Origin of the sequence: Acetobacter malorum, from assembly GCF_001580615.1 — a bacterium.
GTDB classification, from domain to species: Bacteria; Pseudomonadota; Alphaproteobacteria; order Acetobacterales; family Acetobacteraceae; genus Acetobacter; species Acetobacter malorum.
In genome coordinates, this window is the sequence record NZ_LHZC01000052.1 from 119,567 (window position 1) to 137,299 (window position 17,733).

At 57.8% G+C, this 17,733-nt stretch carries 14 protein-coding genes; 7 read left to right on the forward strand and 7 right to left on the reverse strand.

Annotation, left to right across the window (positions count from 1 at the left end; genetic code table 11):
- Positions 1–99: 99 nt before the first annotated feature.
- The 3 genes from dnaJ to AD930_RS10385 form a co-directional block, all read right to left on the reverse strand.
- Positions 100–1,248, reverse strand: a complete 1,149-nt coding sequence (gene dnaJ / locus AD930_RS10375) for a molecular chaperone DnaJ (protein WP_061492218.1) — start codon at positions 1,246–1,248, stop codon at positions 100–102.
- 153 nt (positions 1,249–1,401) lie between these two features.
- A complete protein-coding gene (gene dnaK / locus AD930_RS10380) occupies positions 1,402–3,315 on the reverse strand; it encodes a molecular chaperone DnaK (protein ID WP_061492219.1) in 1,914 nt (637 codons plus the stop codon).
- A 201-nt stretch (positions 3,316–3,516) separates the two neighbouring features.
- Positions 3,517–4,116, reverse strand: coding sequence for a nucleotide exchange factor GrpE (locus tag AD930_RS10385; protein ID WP_061506169.1), 600 nt, complete (start codon positions 4,114–4,116; stop codon positions 3,517–3,519).
- A gap of 198 nt (positions 4,117–4,314) precedes the next feature.
- Here AD930_RS10385 and AD930_RS10390 point away from each other — a divergent pair, with 198 nt between their 5' ends.
- Both AD930_RS10390 and AD930_RS10395 read left to right on the forward strand, forming a co-directional pair.
- On the forward strand, positions 4,315–5,028 hold the full coding sequence (locus tag AD930_RS10390; RefSeq protein ID WP_043551284.1) for a response regulator transcription factor: 714 nt from the start codon (positions 4,315–4,317) through the stop codon (positions 5,026–5,028).
- Between the two features lie 9 nt (positions 5,029–5,037).
- Positions 5,038–6,828: an ATP-binding protein gene (locus AD930_RS10395; RefSeq protein WP_043551286.1), complete on the forward strand. Its 1,791-nt coding sequence runs from the start codon at positions 5,038–5,040 to the stop codon at positions 6,826–6,828.
- Here AD930_RS10395 and AD930_RS10400 read toward each other — a convergent pair.
- Complete coding sequence (locus AD930_RS10400) at positions 6,819–7,349, reverse strand: Rid family hydrolase (protein ID WP_061506170.1); 531 nt, start codon at positions 7,347–7,349, stop codon at positions 6,819–6,821. The genes AD930_RS10395 and AD930_RS10400 overlap by 10 nt on opposite strands.
- Positions 7,350–7,436: 87 nt before the next feature.
- Between AD930_RS10400 and rapZ the strand changes: the two genes are divergently transcribed.
- On the forward strand, positions 7,437–8,420 hold the full coding sequence (rapZ, locus tag AD930_RS10405) for an RNase adapter RapZ (protein WP_043551287.1): 984 nt from the start codon (positions 7,437–7,439) through the stop codon (positions 8,418–8,420).
- 186 nt (positions 8,421–8,606) lie between these two features.
- The gene (locus AD930_RS10410) at positions 8,607–9,914 is read left to right on the forward strand and encodes a mechanosensitive ion channel family protein (RefSeq protein ID WP_061506171.1); all 1,308 of its coding nucleotides are present in this window, start codon (positions 8,607–8,609) and stop codon (positions 9,912–9,914) included.
- A 24-nt stretch (positions 9,915–9,938) separates the two neighbouring features.
- Here the strand turns inward: AD930_RS10410 and AD930_RS10415 are convergent, their stop codons facing one another.
- The gene (locus AD930_RS10415) at positions 9,939–10,979 is read right to left on the reverse strand and encodes a sulfate ABC transporter substrate-binding protein (RefSeq protein WP_061506172.1); all 1,041 of its coding nucleotides are present in this window, start codon (positions 10,977–10,979) and stop codon (positions 9,939–9,941) included.
- 379 nt (positions 10,980–11,358) lie between these two features.
- Between AD930_RS10415 and AD930_RS10420 the strand changes: the two genes are divergently transcribed.
- Positions 11,359–13,104, forward strand: a complete 1,746-nt coding sequence (locus AD930_RS10420; protein ID WP_244150565.1) for an alginate export family protein — start codon at positions 11,359–11,361, stop codon at positions 13,102–13,104.
- Between the two features lie 7 nt (positions 13,105–13,111).
- Here AD930_RS10420 and AD930_RS10425 read toward each other — a convergent pair whose 3' ends face one another.
- A complete protein-coding gene (locus tag AD930_RS10425) occupies positions 13,112–13,717 on the reverse strand; it encodes a YqgE/AlgH family protein (RefSeq protein WP_043551290.1) in 606 nt (201 codons plus the stop codon).
- A 155-nt stretch (positions 13,718–13,872) separates the two neighbouring features.
- Here AD930_RS10425 and AD930_RS10430 point away from each other — a divergent pair, with 155 nt between their 5' ends.
- Positions 13,873–14,769 carry a polyphosphate kinase 2 family protein gene (locus AD930_RS10430; RefSeq protein WP_061506173.1) on the forward strand — a complete coding sequence of 299 codons (897 nt, stop codon included), beginning with the start codon at positions 13,873–13,875 and terminating at the stop codon, positions 14,767–14,769.
- Positions 14,770–14,788: 19 nt separating this feature from the next.
- On the forward strand, positions 14,789–15,286 hold the full coding sequence (locus AD930_RS10435; protein ID WP_061506204.1) for a DUF3465 domain-containing protein: 498 nt from the start codon (positions 14,789–14,791) through the stop codon (positions 15,284–15,286).
- Positions 15,287–15,351: 65 nt separating this feature from the next.
- Here AD930_RS10435 and clpA read toward each other — a convergent pair whose 3' ends face one another.
- Complete coding sequence (gene clpA, locus AD930_RS10440) at positions 15,352–17,697, reverse strand: ATP-dependent Clp protease ATP-binding subunit ClpA (protein ID WP_043551293.1); 2,346 nt, start codon at positions 17,695–17,697, stop codon at positions 15,352–15,354.
- Between the last annotated feature and the right edge of the window lie 36 nt (positions 17,698–17,733).

Sequence of the window (17,733 nt, forward strand, 5' to 3'; positions counted from 1 at the left end):
GGAAAAGTCCTTCTTTTTTACAGCCACCATACCAGAAAGCCGGACACATAAAGTGCCCGGCTTTTGGAGAAAACCTTCAGGAAAAATGCAGAGCCTGCATCAGCCCTTATTTTCAAAGAAATCCCGAACGCGTGCAAAGAAGCCCGTATGTTCGGGGCTGCCCTTCACGTTCTCACCGGCTTCTTTTTCAAACTCTTCCAGCAGCTCTTTCTGGCGCTTGTTCAGGTGCTGCGGAGTTTCCACCGTCACCTGAATATACATATCGCCGCGTGCGCTGGAGCGCAGAACAGAGAAGCCTTTGCCGCGCAGGCGGAAATGCGCGCCGGTCTGCGTGCCAGCGGGGATTTTCACCTTGGCGCGGTTGCCATCAATCACCGGCACTTCAATTTCCGTGCCCAGAGCAGCCTGCCCCATACGGAGCGGCACGCGGCAATACACGTTGGCGCCGTCACGCTGGAAAATCCCATGCTCTGAAACAGAGACATGCACATAGAGATCACCCGCAGGCACACCCTGCCCGCCAGACTCGCCCTCGCCCGTAATGCGGATACGCGTGCCGTCTTCCACACCGGCCGGGATCTGCACAGCAAGGGTCCGTTCTTTTTCGACCGTCCCTTCACCATGGCAGACTTTACAGGGGTCTTTCACAACGCGTCCGGCCCCGTGGCAGGTGGGGCAAGGCCGTTCCACCACAAAGAAGCCCTGCTGCGCCCGCACCTTGCCCGCGCCATGGCAGCTCGGGCAGGTTTCCACGCCAGCTTCACCGGCGTTGGAGCCCGTGCCGTGGCAGGAGTCACACGCCACGCGCGTGATAATTTTTACGTCTTTCTTCACGCCGGAGAAGGCTTCTTCCAGCGTGATTTCAACATGTGTCTGGATATCGTTACCCGTGCGGGCACGGCCCCCGCCACGGCGGCCACCCATCATGTCGCCAAACATCTGCTCGAAGATGTCGCCCAGACCACCACCGCCACCAAAGCCGTTGAAGTCAAAGCCGCCGGGGCCACCGCCGCCGCCGTTTTCAAAGGCTGCATGACCAAAGCGGTCATAAGCTGCGCGCTTCTGCTCATCTTTCAGGACGTCATACGCCTGATTGATTTCCTTGAACTTTGCTTCGGCAGCTTCATCCCCGGGGTTACGGTCGGGGTGATATTTCATGGCCAGTTTACGATAAGCCTTCTTGAGTTCATCGGATGAAACCGTCCGGCTAACTTCAAGAATTTCGTAATAATCAATCTTGGTGGCCATGGAAGTCCTCTTGCAGGAAACTGCCTTTTACAAAAGCGCAGCAGATGTCTGAAAATGACAAACGGCGTCCGCCTTCCAGGAAGCGCGGACGCCGGAGAAAAAAGCCGTTACCACCCTGCGTCAAGCAAGGTGGCAGCGGGTTAAAGCGTCCGATCAGGACTTTTTGTCGTTCACGTCTTCAAAGTCCGCATCGACGATTTTTTCGTCGTTCGGCTTGGCGCCAGCAGCACCGGCTTCACCTTCCGGAGCGCCTTCACCAGCCTGACCAGCCTTGTAGACGGCTTCGCCCACCTTCATGGCAGCCTGCGTCAGACGATCGCTGGCTGTTTTGATGGCTTCGGCATCGGTGCCTTCCAGAGCGGTTTTGACAGCGGCAATCGCGCTTTCAGCTTCCGTCTTGTCAGCAGCCGGAACCTTGTCACCAGCTTCCGTCAGAGACTTTTCGACCTGATGCACGAGGCTTTCAGCGTTGTTACGCACTTCAACCTGTTCGCGCTTGGCTTTATCGGCTTCAGCGTTCGCTTCAGCGTCTTTCACCATCTTGTCGATGTCGCTGTCGGACAGACCACCAGAGGCCTGGATCTTGATCTGCTGTTCCTTACCGGTCGCCTTGTCCTTAGCAGACACGGACACAATGCCGTTGGCGTCGATATCGAACGTCACTTCAATCTGCGGCACGCCGCGCGGAGCCGGAGCAATACCCGTCAGGTCGAAGTTCCCCAGCAGCTTGTTATCAGCCGCCATTTCACGTTCGCCCTGATAGACCTTAATGGTCACAGCGTTCTGGTTGTCTTCCGCCGTGGAGAAGGTCTGGCTCTTCTTGGTCGGGATCGTCGTGTTCCGGTCGATCAGACGAGTGAAGACACCACCCAGCGTCTCGATACCCAGAGACAGCGGCGTTACGTCCAGAAGCAGAACGTCTTTCACGTCACCCTTCAGAACGGCACCCTGAATAGCAGCACCAATGGCAACCACTTCATCCGGGTTCACGTTGCGGGCCGGGTCTTTACCGAAGAACTGCTTAACAGCTTCGATCACCTTCGGCATACGGGTCATACCACCGACGAGGATGACTTCATCCACTTCGGAAGCAGAGACGCCAGCATCTTTCAGAGCGGCCTTACAGGGTTCCAGCGTGCGCTGGATCAGGTCATCAACAAGGCTTTCCAGCTTGGCGCGGGTCAGCTTCAGCACCAGATGCTTCGGACCGGAAGCGTCAGCGGTGATGAACGGCAGGTTGATTTCCGTTTCCTTGGAGGAAGACAGTTCGATCTTCGCTTTTTCAGCAGCTTCCTTCAGGCGCTGCAGAGCCAGCTTGTCAGACCGCAGGTCAATGCCCTGCTCACGTTTGAACTCGTCAGCCAGATACCCGATGATGCGGTTATCGAAGTCTTCACCACCCAGGAACGTATCACCGTTCGTGGATTTCACTTCGATCACGCCGTCAGAGATTTCCAGAACGGAAACGTCGAACGTGCCGCCACCAAGGTCATACACAGCTACCGTGCCGCCGCTTTTCTTTTCCATGCCATAGGCAAGGGCAGCAGCCGTCGGTTCGTTGATGATACGCAGGACTTCAAGACCAGCAATACGACCGGCGTCTTTGGTGGCCTGACGCTGGGCATCGTTAAAGTAAGCCGGAACCGTAATAACGGCCTGCGTCACTTTTTCACCAAGGTAAGCCTCGGCGGTTTCTTTCATCTTGCCGAGCACGAAAGCGGAAATCTGGGAGGGGGCATAGCCTTTGCCACGCGCCTCGACCCACGCATCACCGTTGTCACCTTTGACAATGGCGTAGGGGACCATTTCCTTGTCTTTCTGCACGGTCGGATCATCATACCGGCGGCCGATCAGACGCTTGACTGCGTAAAGCGTGTTCGTCGGGTTGGTGACAGCCTGACGTTTTGCAGCCTGCCCGACCAGCATCTCACCACCTTCGGTGAAAGCGACCATGGACGGGGTGGTGCGAGCACCTTCGCTGTTTTCAATAACGCGGTTTTCATTGCCTTCACGCACTGCAACGCAGGAGTTGGTTGTGCCGAGGTCAATACCAATAACTTTACTCATGTCTGCTCCTTTAAGCGACCCGGTCTGGCCCGAAGCACCGGACGGGGTCCTATCTCTTCCGGCCTGCTTTCACGCTGAAAACCGGCCATGAATGTTAAGCCTGATGTATGGTGCCCCAAAACCTCTTTCAAGGTCCAGACACCGGGCGGGGAACAATTTTTTCCATCTTCCGTCCGGTATCCGGGGCACTATCAGCTGGATTTATTCTCCGGCCTTAGCCACCACCACCATGGCCGGCTTCAGCAGGCGGCCATGCAGCGTCCATGTGGGGGTCCAGGCTTGCATGACCGTCCCCGGTGCATGCTCAGCACTGGGCTGTTCCGCCATGGCCTGATGCAGGTTGGCGTCAAACGCCTTGCCGGACGGGTCATCACACTTGATGCCATGCCGTTCCAGAATGGAGACAAAAGACCGTTCGGTGCTTTCAATCCCCTCACGCATTTTGGTGATAACCGTATCTTCCCCATCCTGCGCAGGCGGCAGGCTGGAGAGCGCGCGGCGCATGTTTTCAGCCGCTTCCACCACATCCCGTGCAAATTTCTGCACGGCATACTGGCGGGCGTCATCCACATCGCGCTTGGCGCGGGTGCGTAGGTTCTGGTTTTCAGCCTCAGAACGCAGCCACTTTTCCTTCATCTCAGCAGCTTCCTGCTCGAGCTCGGCAATGCGCTGCTCGACGGGAGACTGCTCGGTGGCCTGTTCTGCCCCGGCTTCGGCGGCATCCTGAGGCGGGGTGACGTGGTCGGACGCAGCCGGTGCGGCCTGCGTCTCAACCTGTGTGGGATCTGTATCTTGGGTCATGCTTCAAGAAGTAAGCAACGTGATGGGACGCGACAAGACCCGCAACGCCTGCCATGCTGATTTTGCAACCAATTTTACAAGCGCGCCGCAACGTGCTCAAAAATTGGACAAACTGGAAACCGTTGCCCATAGCGCACGGGCGAGGATGCGCGTATGCTGACTGGCTTGCGCTGACCGCGAGGAAGGAAAACGCATACCATGGCAGACCGCACCAAGCAGACGATTGCTCTGGTTGATGACGACCGTAATATCCTGACGTCGGTCCAGATGACTCTGGAGGCGGAGGGCTTTCACGTCCGCACCTATACCGATGGCGAATCGGCCTTACAGGGCCTGACAGCGTATCCGGTTGATCTGGCCGTGCTGGACATCAAGATGCCCCGCATGGATGGCATGGAACTGTTGCAGCGCCTGCGGGCCCGCTCCCATCTGCCGGTGATCTTCCTCTCCTCCAAGGATGAGGAAGTTGACCAGCTGATGGGCCTCCGCCTTGGCGCGGATGACTATATTACCAAGCCCTTCTCCCAGCGCCTCCTGCTGGAGCGGATCCGCGCACTGCTGCGCCGGAACGAAGCCAGCCGTGCAGAAGCCAGCGGCGCGCCCGCGGGAGGTGCTCTGGTGCGCGGTGCGCTCTCTCTGGATGAGTTGCGCCATAAATGTACGTGGAACGGGGAAGATGTGCCGCTGACGGTCACGGAATTCCTGCTGGTCAAGACGCTCGCTATGCGTCCCGGCCTCGTTAAATCACGCGATCAGCTGATTGATGCCGCCTATGGTGACACCGTGTATGTGGATGACCGCACCATCGACAGCCACATCAAACGGGTGCGGAAAAAATTCCGGCAGGTGGATGACAATTTCAATCAGATCGAAACGCTATACGGCATTGGCTACCGCTATAAAGAAGACTGAGACCGGTGCATGACAAGCCGGAAACGCATGTCTGTCTCGTCCACCCTGTCCTCCGGGCTACGGCGCATCCGCATCCCCGGTCAGGCACCCCGCAAGGGTGGTGTGGAAGCCACAGCCGCCTATGAGGCCTCCCGCACACGGCTGATCTCCCCGCTCATGCGGCGCATCATGCTGGTTAATGTGCTGCCGCTGGTGCTGCTGGCCATCACCATGCTGTTCCTCAATCAGTTTCGGAACAGTCTGCTGGCAACAGAAGTCACAGGCCTGCGGGAACAGGCCCGCATTTATGCGGGCGCACTGGGCCAGATTGCCGTACGCAGCAATCATACGCACGGTGCCGGACCGGATGGTTTCACCCTTGAATCCGCTCTGGCCCGCCCTCTGCTGCTCCGGCTGACCGAACCCAGCCCGAACGCCCATGCCCGCCTGTTTGGCCCCGATGGCCAGTTACTGGCCGATAATCTGGCCGACCAGCCGGAAGCCCCCCAGCACGCGCCACCACCCGCCCATTCGGACGACCATCAGCCACCACCTTTCCATTCCCGGCACCCGCCACCGGGGGTGTATGAGCGGCTTCTGACGTGGCTCTGGAGCAGTCACAGCTCCAGCATCGTCACGCTGGACACCAATGAAGCGGACATTCCGGCAGATCCGGCGCGCCCAACGGACGCCAACGGTACGTTCTCCCGCCCACCACCAGAGGCTCCGCCCTATATCCGGCGCACGGCGAATAATCGGCTGATTATCACGGTTGCTGAACCGGTGATCCATGAAGGCCGGACAGTTGGGATCATTCAGCTCACCCGCGCCGCCTCTCAGGTGGACCGGGCGCTATTTGCCATCCGCTCTTCCATCCTCTCCCTGTTCCTGATGGTGCTGGTCATTACCGTGCTACTCTCATGGTATCTCTCACTCACTATTGCCCGCCCGCTGCTGCGGCTGGCGGCCTCGGCACAGATCATGCGCGAGTCCTCAGGCCGCACAGGCACGGTACCAGCCCGCCTGCTGGCCCGTCGGGATGAGATTGGGGATCTGGCCCGCGCGCTTCAGGCCAGCGCGCAAGCCTTGTGGAAGCGGATGGACGCCATTGAGCGTTTTGCAGCGGATGTCAGCCACGAGATCAAAAATCCGCTCTCCTCCATCCGCTCGGCTATTGAGACCCTGCTGCGGATTGAAGACCTCAACCAGAAGCGTCGCCTGCTGACCATTATCAATGACGATGTACTGCGTCTGGACCGCCTGATTACCGATATTTCCGACGCCAGCCGACTGGATGCCGAAATGTCGCGTGCGCAGACAGAGGCCATCTCCGTTGTGCCACTGCTGTCTGTTCTGGCGGAAATCCATCAGGCCACCCGTAAGGAGGGTGAGCCGATTATCCTGACGCATAGTGAAGGGGATTCACCCGAACATCCGCTCAGGGTCCTCGCGGTGGAAGATCGTCTGGTGCAGGTACTGCGCAATCTGATCGGGAACGCCATTTCCTTCTCTCCACCCAATGGCCGCATTTTGCTGGAGGCCGTGCCGGTGGGGAATATGGTGGCGCTGTCCGTCTCGGATGAAGGACCGGGCATCCCTCAGGCCAAGCTCGATTCCATTTTCGACCGTTTTTATTCTGAACGCCCGAAGGAAGAGCATTTTGGCCAGCATTCCGGTCTGGGCCTGTCGATCAGCCGCCAGATTGTGGATGCCCTGCATGGCACAATTTCTGTGGAAAACCGGCATGATGCGCAGGGCCATGTTGCCGGTGCGCGCTTTACAGTCCGCCTGCCCCGCGTGGTGGCCAAAACTCAGGCCTGAGGCGGCTCGACACCCAGTTCAAACTCGATCTTGACGTGCGGATTGGAAAATTTCTTTACCCACATCAGCGTCACGGACGGGGAAATGGCTGAAAAAACATGCCGCAGGGTGGGGAAACAGGACGGAAAATCCCGCGTATCAGAGACCAGATAGGTCACCCGCGTCACATCCTGCATGGAATAGCCATAATCGGCCAGTAAGGTAGCTCCTACATCCAGAGCAGTGCGACATTGCTCAGCAATGCTCTCGCCTTCCGGATGCGGCGCACAGAGACCGGAGATCCTGAGTCCTCCGGAAATGCGCTCTACTCTGGCGTGCGACCCAGAGAGGTGATGTGCACTGTTTTGAACGGTATTCCCCATGACCTCAAAGCATACTGCTACGCGCCGATGGACGGCAAATTTCTCTTTCGTAACAAACAAATAATTTAAAATCTGGTAGAGTCCAGCCGTTTTGCTCTGCAACACCTGCCAGCATCCATGCGCTGTTGTGTGTTGCGCAGTCAGGACTGACCGGAGCATAATACGGCCTCGGAAGTCAGGGAAAGGCTTTATTCTGCCCCCTGACGGGACCGAAGGCGTCACGACACTGAAGGGGAAACAGCTGTAATGCGCACGGTGGATGATACCCTTATCCCACGCCGCATCCTGCTGGTCTCTGGCCTGTCTGGTGCCGGAAAATCTTCCATTCTGCGGATTCTGGAAGATCTTGATCACGAGGTGATCGACAACCCCCCACTTGGCATGCTGGACGATATTGTTGCCCGTGCCGAACGCCCCGTTGCCATTGGCGTGGATTCCCGCACGCGTGGATTTGATGCCTCCGCCGTTCTGGAAGCGCTCGCCCGCCTGCGTATGAACCCCAACCTGCGGGTGGAACTGATTTACGCCACGGCGGAAGAAAGTGTTCTGCTCCGCCGCTACACCGCCACGCGCCGCCGCCACCCGCTGGCCCTGCATGGCAGCATTAAAGAAGGCATTGAGGAAGAAACCGCCCTGACCGCCCCGCTCCGTGCGGCGGCTGATCTGGTGATTGATACCTCCGATATGCCCCCGCCTGAGCTGCGCCAGTTTGTGGAAAGCCGCTTCAGCCCGTGGGAAGGCGCTGCGGGTGAAGGGCTGACCGTCGCCCTGATGTCCTTCGCCTACCCGGCGGGCCTCCCGCGTGAGGCGGACATTGTTCTGGATGCACGCTTTTTAAGAAATCCGCATTATGACCCGGCTCTGGCCCCCAAAACCGGGCTGGATGCGGATGTGGCTGCCTACGTAGCCGAAGACAGCGATTATCTGCCGTTCCTCAACCAGATTCACGGCCTGCTTCAGCTCGTCCTCCCGCGTTTTGTGCAGGAAGGCAAAAAATATGCTACCATTGCCATTGGTTGTTCAGGCGGACGCCATCGGTCGGTAACACTGGTGGAAGCTCTGGCTAAACGGCTTTCCGCGCCAGACGGCATGGGAAATTATCAGGGGTCTGGCCAGTGGCCCATCATGATCATGCACCGGGAACTTGCCCGGCTTGGTCTGGGTTCATGGCGGTGGGCACGCAGGCCTGCTGAACCCACTAAAACGGAACCGGCCTCTCCGGTTTCCTGACCCGCCCCGGCGCACCGTGCGCCAGCCTTTGGGGCCGCGTCCCGCAGCATCGGGCACGCACAGCTAAACTCATCCGGTCGTCATGCGTCTTTACCAAAAGGGAAAGCGTGAGACGCTTTCGCGCAGCCAGCCTCCTTCGAGGTCTGGTGCTGCTCATTTTTTATTGAGGATAATTTTTCTCTTTTCATGTCTATTTCAGAAACGGCCCTGACACATGACCCGCTTGCCAGAACGGTTCAGAACCAGTTGACCCCTGCGGTGGCCTTTTTCCGAAGCTGGTTGAGCTGGCTGCCAGCGCCCCTCGTCTCTCTGCTGGTGCTCTTTCTCGTCGGGCTGGTAGCAGCCATGCTGAGCAGGCTGGTGACAGACCGTATTCTGATGCGCATCCCCGGCGCACGACGCGGCGCGTTTGTGCGCTCCCTCACCAAATCTCTACGGCGGCCTGTCCGGCTGACCGTCGTCATCATGGCTATGGGGCTGGCTCTTCCGGCGTGCGGCCTGCATGGCGACCTGCTGGACAGTGTCACCCATCTGCTGCTCATGACGTTTGTGGCGGTGATGGGATACGGCACCATCGTCACGGTCCGGCTGGTCTCCGATGCCTATCTGTCTCGCTTTGCGGAAGCGGATCAGGATGATGATATTCTGGCCCGCAAACACGCCACACAGGTCCGCCTGTTACGGCGGGCGGCTGAAATTCTGATCGGGACGCTGACCGTCAGTGCTGAACTGATCACCTTTGAGCCGGTGCGGGAATATGGGCTGAGTCTGTTTGCCTCGGCTGGGGCAGCCTCTCTGATTGTTGGTCTGGCAGCCCGTCCCATTCTGGCCAACCTGTTTGCAGGTGTGCAGATTGCCATGACGCAGCCCATCCGTATGGGAGACCTCATCGCCTTTCAGGGTGACTGGACATGGGTGGAGGAAATTACGTCCACCTATGTTGTCCTACGCTCCTGGGACTGGCGGCGGCGCATTGTGCCCATCGCCTTCTTTCTGGATACACCGTTTGAAAACTGGACCTACAATTCTGCGGAACTGATTGGTGCAGTCTATCTCTATGTGGATTACCGCACGCCCATGGACCGCCTGCGCACCAAGCTGGAAGACATTGTACGCGCCTGCCCGCAATGGACCGGCAAGGACTTCAGCGCACAGGTGGCGGATTGTAACGACCAGACGATGATGATCCGTGTGACAGCCAGCGCCCGCACCGCCATCCGTAGCTGGGATCTGCGTTGTGAAATTCGGGAAAAAATTATTCAGTGGATGTGTGAGGAATGCCCGGAAGCCCTGCCCCGCAATCGGTTTGCGCTGGCTCCGGTCGGTGTGGGGGAACAGCAGCCGCCTATTCCGGTCTCCCCCATGTCCGCACCCGGCGCTATGCCCTATGGCCCGTTTAACGCGCCCCCGGCTTGGGCCTCCGCAACCGCACCAGCGGGGAGAGCCATGCCGGACATGGCCCCTCCGTCGCCGTCTGCTTTCAGGCCTTTGTAACAGACACAAAAAAACAGGGTTTTGTTAGCCCTGTGAAATCTGGTCGAACACGCCACCTTCGCCAAAATGTTTTTTCTGGACGGCCGCCCAGCCACCCAGACTGGCGATATCGAATGTTTCAACCTTAGGGAAACGCGCAGTATTTTCCGCTGCAACAGCCGCATCGACCGGGCGGAAATAATGCTTTGCGCCAATCCGCTGCCCCTCGGGTGAGAACAGGAAATTCACGTAAGCCTGCGCCTGAGCCTGCGTGCCATGTTTGGCAACATTGCTATCCACCACAGCCACCGGCGGTTCGGCCAGAATGGTGAGTTTGGGCACGACGAGGTCAAACTGATCCGGCCCGATATCCTTTGTGGCCAGCAGGGCTTCATCTTCCCATGCCAGCAGCACATCGCCCAGACCGCGCTGCACAAAGCTGTTTGTCGCCCCACGTGCACCGGTATCCAGCACGGGCACATGGCTGAACAGAGCTTTCAGATAAGCGCGCGCGGTTTCTTCCGACCCACCGGGCTGCTTCAGTGCCCAGCCCCATGCCGCCAGATAATTCCAGCGTGCACCGCCTGAAGTTTTCGGGTTGGGAGTGACGACTTTCACGTCATCCCGCACCAGATCGCTCCAGTCCTGAATTTTCTTGGGATTTCCCTTGCGCACCAGAAACACAATCGTGCTGGTATACGGTGTGGCGTTATGGGGCAGGCGTTTCTGCCAGTCTGCCGCCAGCAAGCCATGCTGCGCGAGGATATCAATATCGTAAGCCAGCCCAAGCGTGACCACATCTGCCGGAGCGCCTTCCAGCACAGACCTCGCCTGCGCGCCTGACCCGCCATTGGAGGTACGGACAAACACGGACTCACCCGGATGCGTTTTGGCCCAGAAGGCCGCAAACGCACGGTTAATTTCGGCATATAGTTCCCGTGTCGGGTCGTAGGACACATTCAGCAACTGCGCGCTTGCTGCGGATGAAGAGGAGGCCCACAGCCCTCCCCCCGCGACAAGCCCGCCCACCAGAGAGGTCGCGCCCAGAAAGGACCGCCGGGACAGAAGGGGGGATTTATGTGTCATTCCAGTCTCTCCGCACTACCAGAGGCCCTGCCTGACCGAAACACTTACACGCGGCAAGGCACCCTCAGATTCCTAATTCACGATATCATGCGCGATAATCTTGCGCACAGCAATATACATTTTATTTCGTTTTTTAAATTTCCCTCTTTCATTTTGTGGCATAGCGGCCATCTGGCACGAAAAATTGAAGACTTTCTTTTCTTTTAAACGAAAGACATACGCCAACACCGCCGCACGTCAGGGGGAAATTTAATACGATATTTTATCGTTTTCTATATTGCGATTTAGATCGTATTATGTTTAATTCACAAAATACGAATTAATTTAGTATTTATCCCCATTCATAATCCCGGCTTTCCGCTTCTTTCTGGAAAATCTCATGGTTCGCCTCCGCTCTCACGCTTCACTCACCGGGAAACCGGGCTTGCATCGCGCACTCCTGCTCGCCTCTGCCGTGGCGTCTTCCGCTCTTTCAATGCCCTGTGCCATGGCTGAACCGGGAGCCGCCACGCAGAAAAAAGTGGGCCAGCCTGGCTCTGTCTATCTGCCGCAGGACCGTGAGCGTATTGTGGTCACACCCTCTGCCAGCCAGCCCCCGCCCCCTTTGCCGCCTGTGGTCCTGTATCCCCACGCTAACCCCGTTGGGCAGCCTGTCCGTACAACAGGTGTGCAGGGGCGTGTCTCCGGGCACCAATATGACTGGGGCGTATTTAACCGTGGCAATGGTGAAGCCGCAGGCTTTGGCCCGGTTGGCGAATATGGTGTTGCCCCTTGGGCGGAAGACTGGAGCCGCCTGCGGGACAAATCCAAACGGAAAGATCCATTTGATCTGATAAAATATATCGCCCTGAATGAAAGTGGTTCAATATGGCTCAGCTTTTCAGGAGAGACGCGCCTGAGAAACTGGTTTGAAAGCCGCCCCAACCTCGGCACACAGCACAATAATGATTCCGGGCGTTTTGCCGTGCGCAACCTGTATGGCGCAGACCTGCATCTGGGGTCTCACGTCCGGCTGTTCGGACAGCTGGTAAACGCCGATGCCGCAGGCTGGAGCGGCTATGGCTACGGCAGCACCTATCGTAAACGCCTTGATGCCCAGCAGGCTTTTATTGAAACCAAATGGTCCATGCTGGGGGCCAAAAGTGGCTTTATGTTTGGGCGGCAGCAGTTTCTGGATGCGCCCTCCTACATGCTGTACAACCGGGAAACGCCCAACGTGCCGCTCTCATGGAACGGTTTTCGGGCTTACATGGTCTGGCCCCGCATCCGTATTGATGGCTGGGATTTTGTGCAGACCAATGACAGCCAGAACAAGATGTTTCACGATACGGAAAACTATAATACCCGCCTGTATGGTTTCAACATGACGTGGGCCCCGCCTGATGGGCGCTTCATGGGGGACAGATATAACTCCTTTCTGGATGTGTTTTACGTTGGCTACAAACTCTCCGGCTCGTCCGGGGCCATTGCCACCGCCAAAGGCAGCCAGAACGGGTCTAACACCCGCAACAATTTTGGTGTGCGCTGGCATGGAATTGCCGGACCATTTGAGTTTTCTCTTGGTGGCATCTGGCAGGGCGGCGTCTTCAAATACGCCAAGACCAATCAGTCCCGGAACGTGAACGCCTTTGCGCTCAATACGCTGGTTGGCTACCGTATTCCGCATGATCGCTTTCATACGTTCGCAGGATTGCAAACGGATGTGTATTCCGGCGGCAATGCCCGCAAAACATCCGGGGCGATCGGCACCTATATCTCGCCCTTCAACCCGCAAACCAACTATCTGGACACCACGACTTATATGACAGGCTCAAACCTGATCAGCGTGGCGCCTCTCATCCGGACGACATTCCTGAAATCTCTTAGTTTTCAGGTCAAATATCCCCTGTTCTGGCGGTACAGCCCGAATGATCCTGTTTACAAATCTTCCGGGTCTTACAGCTTCCCTTATCAGTTCAAGGGCAAGTTTGTCGGCATGGCCCCGCAGGCCTCTCTGGCCTGGCAGATCAACAGGCACCTGTCCTGGACGCAGTATGTCTCGCGCTTCATGACGTCTAATGCACTCAACCGCGCAGGTGGCTCAAGCGGCACCTATTACCAGTCCAACTTCGTCTTCCGCTTTTAAACCAGCCTCAGGCGTGACCGGCGCGCCCGGTCAGCCGAATAGGGTCGATATTGATCGAGGCGAGAGCCTGCCGCCATTTGGCGGCATGGTCATGCCCGAACACAATCTCACGGCTGGCTGGCGCCAGCAGCCAGGCATCATGCTGGAAAATTTCCTCTTCCAGTTGCCCGGCTTCCCAGCTTGCATGCCCCATAGCCAGCAACGCATCCCGCGGGCCTCCGCCCTCGGCAATCTCCCGCAACACATCCAGACTGGCCGTAAGCGTCGCAGCATCCGTGACCGGCATACTGCCCTCGCCTTTCCAGTCGGAAGAATGCAGGACAAAGCCGCGCGTCTCCTCCAGCGGGCCACCGGCACACAGGCCAAGCCGACGCAATGGCGGTGCCGGGGGAATTTCCAACTGTTCAAGCAGGTCTTCAAAGCCCGGTTTGGGCAGACGACGGTTGATGACCAGCCCCATGGCGCCCTCACCCGAGGCATGCGCGCAAAGATATATGACACTTCTGTCAAAAGGAGTTACGCTGAGGGCTGGCGTTGCCACCAGAAGCAGGCCGGTTAACGTCCCGCCGGGGCGGACTGAGCGTTCAAGAAGGGAAACATGCGGAAAAGCCATAGGGTGCATATGTGGTGCCCGTGTTTTTTTAGCAACCTTTTCAGCGTGGGTCTGCCTGATTTCAGGCCCTGACCACGCGGCCTGTGCGGCCCGCCTTATCACCCCCCGCCCTCACACGTAGCTGTGGGCGGGAAAGAGAATGAAGAAGCCTATTTATGAATAAACTCGCCAAATTCCTGCGCGCGCTGGACAGTTATCACGTCACCGATGGGGAAAAATTCGACCTCAGCAAATTCAACCCGGATGATGATGGTAATCTGGGACTGACCAAGGAAGATGGCGCCAAGCTGCTGAAAGACGTAAAGGCGCAGCTGCAGGAATTACAGGACCTGCTCTACGCCAATCAGACCAAATCCATGCTGATTATCCTGCAAGGGATGGACGCTGCCGGAAAAGACGGCACCATCAAACATGTCATGTCCGGCGTGAACCCGCAGGGCGTCACCGTCACCTCCTTCAAGCAGCCCGGCCCGTCGGAACTCCAGCATGGGTTTTTATGGCGCATTCACGCCGCTGCGCCGCAGGTTGGCCGCATCGCGATTTTTAACCGCAGCCAGTATGAAGATGTGCTGGTGACCCGCGTTCATCCGGAAATGCTGGAGCATGAACATCTGCCCGGCCCCATCAACACGCCGGAATTCTGGAAAGGCCGCTACAGCGACATCCGCCATCTGGAACATTACCTGAACCGGCAGGGAACGGTGGTGCTGAAATTCTTCCTGCATATTTCCAAAGAAGAACAACGCGAGCGCCTTCTGGAACGGCTGGACGTGCCGGAAAAACGCTGGAAATTCTCTCCCTCAGACATGCATGAGCGGGAATTCTGGGACGATTACACCAAGGCTTATCAGGACGCCATTAGCGAGACCGCACGCCCGCATGCGCCGTGGATTGTGGTGCCCTCCAACCATAAATGGTATGCCCGGCTTGTGGTGATTGGGGCAATTATCCGCGCCCTGAAGGGGCTGAACCAGACAGCCCCGAAGCCTGATCCGGAAGTCTCCAAATCTCTGGATGACTATCGCGCCCGCCTGATGGCTGAGAAAAAGTAAAAAGGTCCTGTTGCTTATGATGGCATATTCCCGCCTGCTTCCCGCCGCGGCTCTGCTCCTTGCAGGCCTTACAAGCCTGACACACCCGGCAGAGGCCCGCAGCAGGCACGCCGAAAGGGCAGATGTCGCCCAGACTGTGTCCCCCACCTGCGACAATCAGGATTTTCTGTCCAAACAGCTCGCTTTTGAAAATGGCGGGGACAAAGCAGACACGGCTGTGCATATCTGTGGCCGCGTGCTGGCCGTCAGTCCCAAAGCGCAGCGCACCCGCAGCGGCTGGCATGGCTATTTCTACCTTGCCGTAACCCCCACAGTTTCCATCCGCATCGTCTCCGGGCTGGATGAAATGCATGCCCCGGCATGGCCGTGGGTCAACAAAGGGGATCAGGTGGAAGTGGTTGGCCGCTACTATTACGATTCCATCCGCCGGCAGGGCGTGGACTGGACGCATCACGGCACCGGCCGATCCTGGCATGTTCCGGGCTACGTGACTGTGAACGGCACGCGATACGAATAAGCAAAAAAACGGCCCGTCTGACTATCCAGACGGGCCGTTTTCTTTTGTTGCACTCAGAAGCCAGATTAGTCGGCGGCTTCCTCTTCCCGCTCATTGCCGGGCTCATCTTCTTTTGCACTGCCAGACGTTTTGGTCGGCAGGATATCGAACACGAGTGCGTCGTTCTTCAGACCAATCTTCACCGCGCCGCCCTTGGTCAGTTTGCCAAACAGCAGTTCTTCAGCCAGCGGCTTCTTGATGAACTCCTGAATGACACGCCCCAGCGGACGCGCACCATAAAGCCGGTCATACCCACGCTCTGCCAGCCACTCCTTGGCTGCGGAAGAAAGCTCGATGGTCACGTTACGGTCTGCAAGCTGCGCTTCCAGCTGAAGCACAAACTTCTCGACCACGCAGCCCACCGTTTCCGGCGTGAGGTTGGCAAACGGGATAATGGCATCCAGACGGTTGCGGAATTCCGGGGTGAACAGACGTTTGATCGCCTCCTCATCTTCCCCTTCCCGTGCATCCCGGCCAAAGCCGATTGCTTCCTTGCTGAGGTCAGAGGCCCCGGCATTGGTCGTCATAATCAGGATGACATTCCGGAAGTCGACCGTCTTGCCGTTATGGTCCGTCAGTCGGCCATGATCCATCACCTGCAACAGCACGTTATAGAGGTCTGGGTGCGCTTTCTCGATTTCATCAAGCAGCAGAACCGCATGCGGATGCTGGTCAATGGCATCGGTCAGCAAACCACCCTGATCAAACCCGACATACCCCGGAGGCGCACCCAGCAGACGCGAGATAGAGTGCCGCTCCATATATTCGGACATATCAAAGCGGATCAGCTCAATCCCCAGCGTGGTGGACAGCTGGCGCGCTACCTCGGTTTTCCCCACACCCGTGGGGCCGGAGAAGAGATAGTTACCAATCGGCTTTTCAGGGTCACGCAGCCCGGCACGGGACAGCTTGATCGCCGCAGAGAGCGTATCAATGGCCTGATCCTGCCCGAACACCATCCCCTTAAGGTCACGCTCCAGAGACCGCAGCACTTCCTTGTCATCCGCCGAGATGCTCTTGGGCGGAATGCGCGCAATGCGGGCAATGATGTCTTCCACGTCCTTCAGGTTGACGGTTTTCCGCCGCCGCCCTTCCGGCTGAAGCATGCGGGACGCGCCGACCTCATCAATCACGTCAATCGCCTTATCCGGCAGCTTGCGGTCATGAATATATTTGGCCGACAGTTCCACAGCCCCACGAATGGCATCATCCGTGTAACGCACCTTGTGGTGTTTTTCGTAGCTGCTCTTCAGACCGCGCAGAATTTTGACGGCATCATCCACACTCGGTTCCGGCACATCAATCTTCTGGAACCGGCGCACCAGTGCACGGTCCTTTTCAAAGTGCTGCCGGAACTCTTTATAGGTCGTGGAGCCAATGCAGCGCAGCGTGCCCGCAGCCAGTGCGGGTTTGAGCAGGTTGGACGCATCCATCGCCCCGCCAGACGTCGCCCCGGCCCCAATGACCGTGTGAATTTCATCAATAAACAGGATGCCATGCGGGTCCTGATCAAGCTCCGTCACAACAGCTTTCAGGCGTTCTTCAAAATCCCCACGATAACGGGTGCCGGCCAGCAGCGCCCCCATATCAAGAGAATAGATGGTCGCCTTCAGCAGCACCTCCGGCACGTTGCCTTCCACAATGCGGCGGGCAAGCCCTTCGGCAATGGCGGTTTTACCCACACCGGGGTCACCCACATACAGCGGGTTGTTTTTGGTGCGGCGGCACAGGATCTGGATCGTGCGTTCAACTTCCTCATCACGCCCGATCAGCGGATCAACCTTACCCGCTTCCGCCTTGGCGTTAAGGTTGACGCAATAGGTGGACAGCGCATCCTGATTTTTCTGGGTGCGTGCTTCGCCGCGCTCAGAGTCTTCACCCTTTTCAGGGCCGGAAGTGTTGCCGGTGCCTGTTACGGGGCGACGCGTTGAACGGTCCGGTGCCTTGGCAATACCGTGAGAAAGGAAATTGACAGCATCCAGCCGCGTCATGTCCTGCAACTGCAGGAAATACACAGCATGGCTTTCACGCTCGGCAAACAGGGCCACGAGCACATTGGCCCCGGTCACTTCATCCCGCCCGGTGGACTGCACATGGATGGCTGCACGCTGGATCACGCGCTGGAACGCAGCCGTGGGTTTGGGTTCGGTCGGCCGGTCTGAGGCCAGACCAGCCAGATCTTTATCAAGAAAACCTGTCAGATCGGTGCGCAGGCGTTCAAGATCAACACCGCACGCCCGGAACACCGTTACGGCGTCCGCATCATCAACCAGGGCAAGCAGCAGATGCTCCAGCGTGGCATATTCATGATGCCGCTCGCCGGCCAGAATAAGTGCCCGATGTAGCGTCTGCTCAAGATTGCGTGACAACATGACGAGACGCTCCTTTCCCCAGATGCCCGGAATGGC